The 10,439-nt window shown below is 64.5% G+C and carries 9 protein-coding genes and 2 pseudogenes; 5 read left to right on the top strand and 6 right to left on the bottom strand.

What is annotated here, in order from left to right:
* The 6 genes and pseudogenes from ACESL5_RS08845 to ACESL5_RS08820 form a co-directional block, all read right to left on the bottom strand.
* Positions 1–272: pseudogene (locus tag ACESL5_RS08845) on the bottom strand (putative Fe-S cluster assembly protein SufT); the annotation flags it as partial.
* 39 nt (positions 273–311) lie between these two features.
* Complete coding sequence (locus ACESL5_RS08840) at positions 312–1,568, bottom strand: aminotransferase class V-fold PLP-dependent enzyme (protein ID WP_372592420.1); 1,257 nt, start codon at positions 1,566–1,568, stop codon at positions 312–314.
* The gene (sufD, locus tag ACESL5_RS08835; protein WP_372592419.1) at positions 1,568–2,857 is read right to left on the bottom strand and encodes a Fe-S cluster assembly protein SufD; all 1,290 of its coding nucleotides are present in this window, start codon (positions 2,855–2,857) and stop codon (positions 1,568–1,570) included. Before sufD ends, ACESL5_RS08840 begins: the two co-directional genes overlap by 1 nt.
* A complete protein-coding gene (gene sufC, locus ACESL5_RS08830) occupies positions 2,857–3,612 on the bottom strand; it encodes a Fe-S cluster assembly ATPase SufC (RefSeq protein ID WP_372592418.1) in 756 nt (251 codons plus the stop codon). Before sufC ends, sufD begins: the two co-directional genes overlap by 1 nt.
* Before the next feature lie 50 nt (positions 3,613–3,662).
* Positions 3,663–5,135, bottom strand: a complete 1,473-nt coding sequence (sufB, locus tag ACESL5_RS08825) for a Fe-S cluster assembly protein SufB (RefSeq protein WP_372592417.1) — start codon at positions 5,133–5,135, stop codon at positions 3,663–3,665.
* 65 nt (positions 5,136–5,200) lie between these two features.
* Complete coding sequence (locus ACESL5_RS08820; protein ID WP_372592416.1) at positions 5,201–5,725, bottom strand: SUF system Fe-S cluster assembly regulator; 525 nt, start codon at positions 5,723–5,725, stop codon at positions 5,201–5,203.
* A gap of 269 nt (positions 5,726–5,994) precedes the next feature.
* Between ACESL5_RS08820 and miaB the strand changes: the two genes are divergently transcribed.
* The 5 genes and pseudogenes from miaB to ACESL5_RS08795 all read left to right on the top strand — a co-directional run.
* Complete coding sequence (gene miaB, locus ACESL5_RS08815; RefSeq protein ID WP_372592415.1) at positions 5,995–7,407, top strand: tRNA (N6-isopentenyl adenosine(37)-C2)-methylthiotransferase MiaB; 1,413 nt, start codon at positions 5,995–5,997, stop codon at positions 7,405–7,407.
* Positions 7,407–8,375, top strand: a complete 969-nt coding sequence (locus ACESL5_RS08810; RefSeq protein WP_372592414.1) for a PhoH family protein — start codon at positions 7,407–7,409, stop codon at positions 8,373–8,375. The genes miaB and ACESL5_RS08810 overlap by 1 nt, the downstream gene beginning before the upstream one ends.
* Positions 8,372–8,866: an rRNA maturation RNase YbeY gene (gene ybeY / locus ACESL5_RS08805; RefSeq protein WP_372592413.1), complete on the top strand. Its 495-nt coding sequence runs from the start codon at positions 8,372–8,374 to the stop codon at positions 8,864–8,866. Before ACESL5_RS08810 ends, ybeY begins: the two co-directional genes overlap by 4 nt.
* A gap of 133 nt (positions 8,867–8,999) precedes the next feature.
* Positions 9,000–9,860 carry an HlyC/CorC family transporter gene (locus tag ACESL5_RS08800; protein ID WP_372592412.1) on the top strand — a complete coding sequence of 287 codons (861 nt, stop codon included), beginning with the start codon at positions 9,000–9,002 and terminating at the stop codon, positions 9,858–9,860.
* Positions 9,861–9,870: 10 nt separating this feature from the next.
* A pseudogene (locus tag ACESL5_RS08795) lies at positions 9,871–10,439 on the top strand (apolipoprotein N-acyltransferase); the annotation flags it as partial.

The raw sequence follows: 10,439 nt of genomic DNA, 5'->3' as shown, positions 1-10,439 counted from the left end.
GGGTCGAACACGCCGCGCAGCTGTTCCCAGACCATCTCCTCGACCTCCTTGTCCGAGGCGTTTTCCGGCAGTTTCGGCTGCGGGGGCGGCTCCTTGCCGAGCGCGTCCGCATCCTTGCCCTCGACGCGCAGCAGGTGGCCGCGCGCCTTGATGGTGAAGCTGCCGCCCAGGGCTTGCATCAGCTCCACGGGCGTGTCCTTCGAGGCCAGCACTTTCTGCCCCGAGGGCACCATGGTGCAGACTACGTCGCGCTTGAGCCGGATGCGTTCCATTGGTTCCACGCGCATTCTCTCCGTTTGCCAGTTTGCGTCTCAGACCAGCATGTCGCGCACGCGCTTGGTGGCGTCCACGAACCGGTCGATGTCGTCAAAAGTGTTGTAGAAGGCCGCCGAGGCCCGCGCCGTGCCGGTCAGGGCTCCAAAGCGCTGCATCAGCGGCATGGCGCAGTGATGGCCGGTGCGCACGGCGATGCCCATCGAGTCGAGCAGGGTGCCGATGTCGTGCGGGTGGGCGCCTTCGACCAGGAACGAGACCACCGGCACCTTGTGCCGGGCTTGCCCGACGATGGACAGCCCCTCGATGGTCGACAGCCCGTCGGTCATCCGCTCGAGCAGTGCCTGCTCGTGCCGTTCGATGGCCAGCCAGTCCAGACCGTCGGCCCACTCCAGTGCCGCCGCGAAACCGATGGCCCCCTCGATATTGGGCGTACCGGCCTCGAACTTGGACGGCGGCGGGGCGAATCGGATGCCGTCGAAACGGACCTCCTCGATCATGTCGCCACCACCGAGGAACGGCGGCAGGCGTTCGAACCAGTCGCCGCGAGCGTACAGGGCCCCGACGCCACTCGGGCCGAAGACCTTGTGGCTGGAGCAGGCGTAGAAATCGCAGCCGAGCGCCTGTACGTCCACGGGGCCGTGCGGCAGCCCCTGGGCTCCGTCCACCAGTAGCGGCACGCCCCGTTCGCGAGCGATCTCGCTGATGCGCGCGACGGGATTGACCGTGCCCAGCGCATTGGAGACGTGGTTCACGGCGACGAGCCGCGTCCGGTCGCTGATGAGATCGGGCAGGGCATCGACCTCCAGCTCTCCCTGATCATTCGCCGGGATCACCTTGATCTCGATGCCCTTTCGCTCTTTCAGCATCAGCCACGGCACGATATTGGCGTGGTGCTCGAGTTCGCTGACGATCACCTCGTCGCCGGCCGACCAGTCGGCGGACAGCGAGTGCGCCAGCAGGTTGATCGCCTCGGTCACGCCGCGGACGAACACGATCTCGCGTTCGCTGTCGGCATTGAGCGACCGCGCGATGCGTTCGCGGGCACCCTCGAAGCGCTCGCTGGCACGGGCAGACAGGGTATGCACGCCGCGGTGGATGTTGGCGTTGTCGCGCTCGTAGAACTCGCGGACGGTGTCGATCACCATCCGCGGTTTCTGCGTGGTCGCGGCATTGTCCAGGTACACCAGCGGCTTGCCGTGCACTGCCTGGTCGAGCGCGGGGAACTGCGCACGAATCGCCTCGGGAGAGAACGCCTCCACACGGCGGTCGGTCTGTTGCGCCTCGTCCCCCATCAGCCTGCGTTCATCCCGGTGCGGTTGGCCAGCACCGCTTCGACGCGCTCGGTCAGCCATTCGCGCAGGTCGTCCATCGGGATCTCGTCGATGACCTCCTGGGCGAAACCGGCGATCAGCAGCGCGCGGGCCTCCACCATCGGGATGCCCCGGGTGCGCAGGTAGAACAGCGACTCCTCGTCGAGTCGACCGATGGTCGCGCCGTGAGAGCAGCTGACATCGTCGGCGTAGATTTCGAGCTCGGGCTTGGCATCGATCTCAGCGTTGTCCGAGAGGATCAGGTTGTTGCTCGACTGGAACGCCTCGATCCGCTGGGCGTCCTGCTCGATCAGGATGCGGCCCTTGAACACGCCGCGACCGGCGTCGTCGGCGATGCTGCGGTAATGCTCGTTGCTGGTGGTGTCCGCGGCCGCATGCGTGATGCGCGTGTGGGTGTCGAGCACCTGCTTGTCTCGCGGCATCATCAGCCCGATCAGGTCCGTGTGTGCGCCGGAGCCCCCCACGTGGATGTCGTACTCGCGGCGAATCACCTTGCCGCCGAGCTGGACGTTGTAGCTGTGGTAGCGGGCGTCTCGTGCCAGCTCGGCAAAGCTTCGCTCGGTGGCGAGACGCTCGTCGCCATCCAGGCCCAGCGCGATGTGGGTCAGGGCGGCGTTGGCAGCGATCGTCGAGACGATCACGCTGTTGCGCCAGGACGGCTTGTCGCCTACCGCCTCGATGTGCTCGACGACGGTGGCCGTCGCGCTTTCGCCCAGACGGACCAGCACTCGAGGGTGGCTCATGGCCGACTCGGTCGCGCCATCCAGCCACTCGATCACCACCGGGCGATCGATCACCGCATTGGGCGCCACGTCGATCACCACCCCTTCGCGGGCCATGGCGGTGTTCAGGGTCACCATCACGTCGTTGGGATTGTCGACAGCCGGTGCCGGTACGGGTGAGAAGGCCGCCTCGCGCGCCGAGTCGTCGGCGTCGGCCAGCGCGACGATGGTCAATCCCTCGGGCAGGTCGTTCGGCACGCCCTGGAAAATGCCGTCGATGAATCGCAGGCGGATCGGATTCTCGAACGGCAGCCGGTTGGCCGGTTCGATGTCACCGCCGATGCCCTCGGCCGCGGCAAAGTTGCCGCGCTGGATCGGGCGCAGGTTGGTCCAGCGCCATTCCTCGTCACGCAGGCCGGGCAGGCCGAGGGTTTCGACCTGTTCGCGCGCGGTGCGGGCGATCGAGTCGGGTGCCACGGCCGATTCCGGCATGGCCGTCTTGAGCCAGTCGGGAAGCCCTTGGCGCATCACGATGCCTCCTCGAGAATCTCCTGGTAACCCTCGGCTTCCAGGCGGTGGGCGAGGGTCTTGTCACCGGACTTGATGATCTTGCCCTGGTAGAGGACGTGGACGAAGTCCGGCTCGACGTAGTTGAGCAGGCGCTGGTAGTGCGTCACCAGAATGATGGCGCGCTCTTCGCCGCGCATGCGGTTGATGCCGTCGGAGACCACCTTCAGCGCGTCGATGTCGAGGCCCGAATCCGTCTCGTCGAGCAGGGCGAGCTTGGGCTCGAGCAGCAGCATCTGCAGGATCTCGTTGCGCTTCTTCTCGCCGCCGGAAAAGCCCGCGTTCACGCCGCGGTGCAGGAAGGCATCGTCCATGTTCATGCTGGCGATCAGTTCGCGCACCTGCTTCATGAAGGTGAAGGTGTCGACCTCGTCGAGGCCCTGCGCTTCGCGCTTGGCGTTGAGCGCTTCCTTGAGCAGGTAGATGTTCTTCACGCCCGGAATCTCGACCGGGTGCTGGAAGCCGAGCAGCATGCCGGCCACCGCGCGTTCCTCGGTTTCCATCTCCAGGAGATCGTGGCCGTCGAAGGTGATCGTGCCTTGCGTGACCTCGTAGCCTTCACGTCCGCCCAGCACGTGGCAGAGCGTGCTCTTGCCCGAGCCGTTCGGCCCCATGATGGCGTGGACCTCGCCGGCGTTGATGGTCAGGTCGATGCCCTTGAGGATCTCCTTGCCATCGATTTCGGCATGCAGATTCTTGATTTCGAGAAGTGCCATGTTGAAAAGCCTCTGTAAATTGTTCTGTTAACCCACTGTAAAGTCGGGGCTTAGCCCACGGATCCTTCGAGCGAAACGGCCAGCAAGGCCTGCGCCTCGACGGCGAACTCCATGGGCAGTTCGTTGAATACGTCCTTGCAGAAGCCGCTGACGACCATGTTCATCGCATCTTCCTCGGCCAGTCCGCGCGAGCGCAGGTAGAACAACTGGTCGTCGCTGACCTTGGAGGTGGTCGCCTCGTGCTCGAGCTGGGCACTGGCGTTCTTGGCCTCGATGTAGGGGAAGGTATGGGCGCCGCAACGGTCGCCGATCAGCAGCGAATCGCACTGGGTGAAATTGCGGGCGTCCCGGGCGGTCTTGCCGATGTGCACCAGGCCGCGATAGGCGTTCTGGGAGCGGCCGGCGGAGATGCCCTTGGAAACGATCGTCGAGCGGGTCCGCTCGCCCAGGTGGATCATCTTGGTGCCCGAGTCGACCTGCTGGTAGTTGTTGGACACGGCCACGGAGTAGAACTCGCCGACCGAGTCGTTGCCCTTGAGGATGCAACTCGGGTACTTCCAGGTGATGGCCGAGCCGGCCTCTACCTGGGTCCAGGTGATCTTGGAGCGATCGCCGCGGCACTCGCCGCGCTTGGTGACGAAGTTGTAGATACCGCCTTTGCCTTCCTCGTCGCCCGGATACCAGTTCTGGACGGTCGAGTACTTGATCTCGGCGTCGTCCAGCGCCACGAGCTCGACCACCGCCGCGTGCAGCTGGTTCTCGTCACGCTGCGGGGCGGTGCAGCCCTCGAGGTAGCTTACCGAGGCGCCTTCCTCGGCGACGATCAGCGTACGCTCGAACTGGCCGGTGTTGCGCGCGTTGATACGGAAGTAGGTCGACAGCTCCATCGGGCACTTCACGCCCTTCGGGACGTACACGAACGAGCCGTCGGAGAACACCGCCGAGTTGAGCGCGGCGAAGAAGTTGTCGCCCTGCGGCACGACGGTGCCGAGGTACTTCTTGACTAGCTCGGGGTGGTTTTCGACCGCCTCGGAGAACGAACAGAAGATCACGCCGGCCTCGGCGAGCTTTTCCTTGAAGGTGGTGGTCACCGACACCGAGTCGAACACCGCGTCAACCGCCACGTTCGCGCCCTTCACGCCGGCGAGGACAGCCCGCTCGTGCAGAGGGATGCCGAGCTTCTCGTAGGTCTCGAGCAGCTTGGGGTCGACCTCGTCCAGCGACTCGGGCGCATCGGCGTCGAGCTCTTCCTGGGACTTCGGCGCGGCGTAATAGGAGAGTGCCTGGTAGTCGATCTTCGGGTAGTGGACGTGCGCCCACTCCGGCTCTTGCATCTTCTGCCACTGGCGGAAGGCTTCCAGACGCCACTCGAGCATGAACTCCGGCTCGTTCTTCTTCGCCGAGATCATGCGGACCACGTCCTCGTCGAGGCCCGGCGGGATGATTTCCTGCTCGATGTCGGTCGTGAAACCGTACTTGTACTCGCGCTTGACGAGTTTCTCGAGTTCGTGGGTTTCGGTCATGTCAGTCTCACCTGCTGAGAAGATGTTCGCGACCGGAGGCGGGTAGCCCGCCGGTCAGGTATTTGTCACGAAGCGGTCGATCCCTGGCCCGAACCGATCTTGTCGGCGACATGCCTGCCGTCCGACGACCGCTCGTACCAGACCGGCACCTTGTCCGCCGTCTCGTCGCATTCCACTGGCCGACTCATGTCGGCCAACGTGGTGGCGTCGAGCAGCGCATGCACTCCGCGATTGATCGCCTCCCAGTGCGGGCGGACGGCGCAGTCGCCTTCCATCGCGCAGTCGTGGTCCGGCCGAAAGCAATCGGTCATGGCGATTGGACCGTCGATCGCCTCGATGATTTCCGCCAGGCTGATGGCGTCCGCCGGGCGGGCGAGGAAATAGCCGCCACTTCGCCCCTGCCGGGAGTGGACGATGCCCTGGCCGTGGAGCAGCTTGAGCAGCTTGCCGACGGTTGGCATGTTGATCCCGGTGCGCTCGGCCAGCGCGCGTGCATTCGCTCGGCGTTGGCCCGATTCGGTTTCCGAGTCGCTTGCCAGCGCCGTCAGGAGGACAATGGCGTAGTCGCTTAGCCGGCTGATTTTCAGCATGTGGCCTCCCACCGCGTTCTGGTGCCGTGGACCTGACGTCCCGGAGCGCGAATGCCCCGCCGCCACGGTCGGTTATTGTCTATAAAAGTACTAAAACGGTACGGTTTATTCAAGCGCCGCGGCGAGCCGCGCTCCGACGGCGTTTTCGTTTCCGCCGACCGGCAGGGGATGGGCTGGCTTAACTCCTTGTCCCCACTTCGGTTTGGAGTGAAAATCTGCTATCTTTCGCTCCCTTTTTCCATTGCCGGATTGACGAGGAATTCGTTCACGTGACGAACAACGCCAGCACGCAGACATCCAACGGGCCGGCCAAGCGCCTGTTCATCAAGACCTGGGGCTGCCAGATGAACGAGTACGACTCGGCCAAGATGGCCGACGTGCTCGGGGTGTCCAGTGGCTTCACACCGGTCGAGGATCCGGCCGAGGCCGACGTGATCCTGCTGAATACCTGCTCGATCCGCGAGAAGGCACAGGAGAAGGTGTTCTCGCAACTGGGCCAGTGGCGGCCACTCAAGGAGAAGAACCCGGACCTGGTCATCGGCGTGGGCGGTTGCGTGGCCAGCCAGGAAGGGGAGGCCATCCGCGAGCGCGCCCCGTACGTCGATATCGTTTTCGGTCCGCAGACCCTGCATCGGCTACCCGAGATGGTGGCGGTGGTCGAGGCCGAACGCACTCCGGTGGTCGACATCTCCTTCCCCGAGATCGAGAAGTTCGACAACCTGCCGGATCCGCGTGCCGAGGGTCCGGTGGCCTTCGTCTCGATCATGGAAGGCTGCTCCAAGTACTGCACCTTCTGCGTAGTGCCGTACACGCGTGGCGAGGAGATCTCGCGGCCCTTTGACGACGTGGTGGCCGAGGTCGCGGATCTTGCCGAACAAGGCGTGCGCGAGGTCAACCTGCTGGGTCAGAACGTCAATGCCTACCAGGGGCCGATGCACGACGGGCAGATCGCCGATCTGGCGCTGCTGATCGAAGTCGTCGCCCAGATCGAGGGCATCGACCGTATCCGCTTCACCACCTCGCACCCGGTGGAATTCACGGACCGGCTGGTCGAGGCCTACCGCAACGTGCCGGAACTGGCGAGCTTCCTGCACCTGCCGGTCCAGTCGGGTTCCGATCGCGTGCTGGCGCTGATGAAGCGTGGCCACACGGCGATGGAGTACAAGTCCAAGATCCGCCGCCTGCGCGAGGCACGTCCCGGTATCTCGATCTCCTCGGACTTCATCGTCGGTTTCCCCGGCGAGACCGAGCGTGACTTCGAGCAGACCATGAAGCTGATCGAGGACATCGGTTTCGACCACTCCTTCTCCTTCGTCTACAGCGCCCGCCCGGGCACTCCGGCGTCGAACCTACCGGACGACCAGCCGGAGGCGGTCAAGAAGGAACGCCTGAAGCGCCTGCAGGCTCGCATCAACGAGTTCGAACGCGAGATCTCCGAGTCGATGCTCGGCTCCACGCAGACCGTGCTGGTGCAGGGACCGTCGAAGAAGGACCCCAACGAGCTGATGGGCAAGACCGAGAACAACCGCAGCGTGATCTTCCGCGGACGTCCGGGGCTGGTCGGGCTGTTCGTGGATCTCGAGATCACGCAGGTCAACCCCAACTCACTGCGCGGGGAGTTTGTCGACATCCATCCCATCGATCGTGAACGGGCGAAGGCCCGCAATCTGGTGGCCGCCTGATGACCGAAGCGAGCGCCGAACGACTCGAATTCGCCCTCGACCCGGCCGACAACGAACGTCTGGCCAATCTCGCGGGCAGCTTCGACGAGCACCTGCGGATGATAGAGCGCCGGCTTGGCGTGGAGATCAACCATCGGGGCAACCTGTTCGCCGTGATCGGTCCGTCAGCCGTGGCCAGCCAGGTGGAGACGCTGCTGGCCGACCTCTACCGGCTCAGCGAAACGCAGACGATCGACCCCGAGCGGGTCAACCTCGGCATGCAAGAGGCCGGGATGGAGGAGGAACCGCCTCCGCCCGGCGACGAGGTGCTGATCAAGACGTTGCGGGGTATCGTGCGCGGGCGGGGCAACCGCCAGGTGCAGTACCTGCGCGCGATCAGTCGCTTCGACCTGAACTTCGGCATTGGTCCGGCCGGCACGGGCAAGACCTACCTGGCCGTGGCCAGCGCCATCGACGCCTTCGAGCGCGGTCGGGTCCAGCGCATCGTGCTGGTGCGCCCGGCGGTCGAGGCCGGCGAGAAGCTCGGTTTCTTGCCCGGCGATCTCGCGCAGAAGATCGACCCGTACCTGCGGCCCATGTATGACGCGCTCTACGAGATGATGGGCTTCGACAAGGTCAATCGCCTGATCGAGCGCAACGTCATCGAGGTCGCCCCGCTGGCGTTCATGCGTGGCCGCACGCTCAACGAGTCGTTCGTGATCCTCGACGAGGCGCAGAACACCACCATCGAGCAGATGAAGATGTTCCTCACGCGTATCGGTTTCGGCACCACGGCAGTGGTTACGGGTGACATCACCCAGATCGACCTGCCCAAGGGCGTGACCTCCGGCCTGCGCCATGCGATCGACATGCTCAGCGAGGTCGAGGGAGTCGAGTTCACGTTCTTCCAGAGCCGTGACGTCGTGCGCCACCCGCTGGTCAAGCGGATCATCGACGCCTACGAGAGTCGCGGCGGCGTTTCCCGATGACCCGAGGCGTCACGGTCCTCGTGGACCGGCAGCGGGCCACGGATCGTCGGTGCCCGTCGCAAGCGACTCTGGAGCACTGGCTCGCCGAGACGCTGGCGCGAGCCCACCAGGGGCCGTCGAGTGGTGCCGAGGTCACGGTCCGCTACGTGGAGCCGGAGGAGAGTCGCTCGCTCAACGCGCAGTTCCGGCATCGCGACAAGCCCACCAACGTCCTGTCCTTCCCGGTCACGGAGGATCCGTCCTCCCTTGTGTCCGTCGACGAGCACTCCGATCTCCCGTATCTGGGCGACCTGGTCATCTGTAACCGGGTGGTGGAGGCCGAGGCGGCCGAGCAGGGGAAGTCCGTGCGTAACCATCACGCTCACATGGTGGTGCATGGGATTTTGCACCTGTTGGGCTATGATCACCTTTCCGAAAAAGAGGCCGAGCTCATGGAGTCCACCGAGATTCGCGTGATGCGGGCACTCGGATACCCGGACCCCTACGCCTGATACCGGAAACCCGGTCATTGAAGAGTCTTCTCTTTTTTGCCCTTCATCCGCCTGTTTTTTCTGCATAAACCCATCGCGAATCAATCATTAAATGGAAGACGAACCTCCTAGTACGGACTCGAGTCGAGAGTCCATGTGGCAACGCCTGAAGAATCGCCTTTGCCCCTGTCGCATCCGTTCGGTCGAGCAGACAAAGCAACTGGTGCGTGATGCGGCGGAGTGCGAGGTCTTCCCGGTATCCACCGGTGGACTGATCGATTCCGTGCTCGACTTTCACGAACTGCGCGTGCGGGACGTGATGGTGCCGCGAGGCCAGATGGACGTGATCGAGGACAGCGCGACGCTGTCCGACATCCTGTCGGCCGCGATCGAGTCCGGACATTCCCGTTACCCCGTCATCCGGTCCAACCGCGACGAAGTGATCGGGATCCTCCTGGTCAAGGAACTGATGCGTTTCTTCGCGGACCGCGAGGAGGGTGGCGACAACGAGGCATTCGATCTGCTCTCGCTGGTGCGCACACCGATGTTCGTCCCCGAGAGCAAGCGACTGGACGCCCTCCTGGCGGAATTTCGCCTCACGCGCACGCACATGGCAATCGTGCTTGACGAGTTCGGTGGCGTCGCCGGTCTGGTGACCATCGAGGACGTTCTCGAGGAGATCGTCGGCGACATCGACGACGAGTTCGACGTCGAGGAACGCGTCAACATTCGCCAGCAGGCGCCGAGACGGCACACGGTGAGGGCGCTGACCCCCATCAGCGAGTTCAACGAGGCCTTCGATACGGAGTTCTCCGATGACGAGTACGACACCATCGGTGGCCTCATCTCCAATACCCTGGGGCACCTTCCCCGTCGAGGCGAGGTCGCGAGGCTGGGTTCCTACGAGTTCAAGGTACTCGGTGCCGACCGGCGCCGCCTGCACCTCCTGCTGGTGACCAAGCTGGACTTCGAACCCACGGAAGAGGGCAGCGATGCCGAGGACAAGGGGCAGTAGCGCTACGGGCGTGTCGAAGGGAGCATGGCTTTCGCGCTGGTGGCGTAGCCTGGCCGCACTGATGGCCGGCACCACGCTGGTGCTGGCATTCGCTCCCTTCGCGTTCTGGCCGGCGGCGATCGTCGCGCCGATCATTCTTCTTGCACTGATTCACCGGCAGTCACCGGGCCGCGCGTTCCGGCTGGGCTGGTGGTTCGGCGTGGGCCAGTTCGGCCTGGGCGTGAGCTGGGTCTACGAGAGCTTCACGCTTTTCGGTGGCATCGTGGCGCCTGCCGCAGTCGCTGTCACGGCGCTGTTTGTCATTGGCCTGGCGTTCTACCCGGCCGTGGCCTGCTGGGTGGCGGCCCGGGTCTCGCGTGACGGTGGCCGCTTGGCCTGGTCGATCGCGTTTCTCGCGAGTTGGGTGCTGATCGAGGCGTTGCGGGCCTGGCTTTTCGGTGGCTTTCCCTGGCTCAACCTCGGCATCAGTCAGGTCGACGGACCACTGGTCGGCTGGCTGCCGCTGATCGGCGAATACGGAGTGACGGCCCTCGTCCTTGTTCTGGGGCTACTCGCCTGGTGGGCGGTGGAGATGCTGCG

The organism is Guyparkeria sp., from assembly GCF_041687595.1.
In the GTDB taxonomy this organism is placed as follows: domain Bacteria; phylum Pseudomonadota; class Gammaproteobacteria; order Halothiobacillales; family Halothiobacillaceae; genus Guyparkeria.
Note: the sequence above shows the minus strand (reverse complement) of the source record. Positions and strands in the feature narration are given on the sequence as shown.

What these genes read in the sequence shown, in the direction of transcription:
- ACESL5_RS08840 (WP_372592420.1), bottom strand. Translation starts at nt 1,568, where the DNA reads ATGGGGGACGAGGCGCAACAGACCGACCGCCGTGTGGAGGCGTTCTCT.
- sufD (WP_372592419.1), bottom strand. Translation starts at nt 2,857, where the DNA reads ATGCGCCAAGGGCTTCCCGACTGGCTCAAGACGGCCATGCCGGAATCG.
- sufC (WP_372592418.1), bottom strand. Translation starts at nt 3,612, where the DNA reads ATGGCACTTCTCGAAATCAAGAATCTGCATGCCGAAATCGATGGCAAG.
- sufB (WP_372592417.1), bottom strand. Translation starts at nt 5,135, where the DNA reads ATGACCGAAACCCACGAACTCGAGAAACTCGTCAAGCGCGAGTACAAG.
- ACESL5_RS08820 (WP_372592416.1), bottom strand. Translation starts at nt 5,725, where the DNA reads ATGCTGAAAATCAGCCGGCTAAGCGACTACGCCATTGTCCTCCTGACG.
- ACESL5_RS08810 (WP_372592414.1), top strand. Translation starts at nt 7,407, where the DNA reads ATGACCGAAGCGAGCGCCGAACGACTCGAATTCGCCCTCGACCCGGCC.
- ybeY (WP_372592413.1), top strand. Translation starts at nt 8,372, where the DNA reads ATGACCCGAGGCGTCACGGTCCTCGTGGACCGGCAGCGGGCCACGGAT.
- ACESL5_RS08800 (WP_372592412.1), top strand. Translation starts at nt 9,000, where the DNA reads ATGTGGCAACGCCTGAAGAATCGCCTTTGCCCCTGTCGCATCCGTTCG.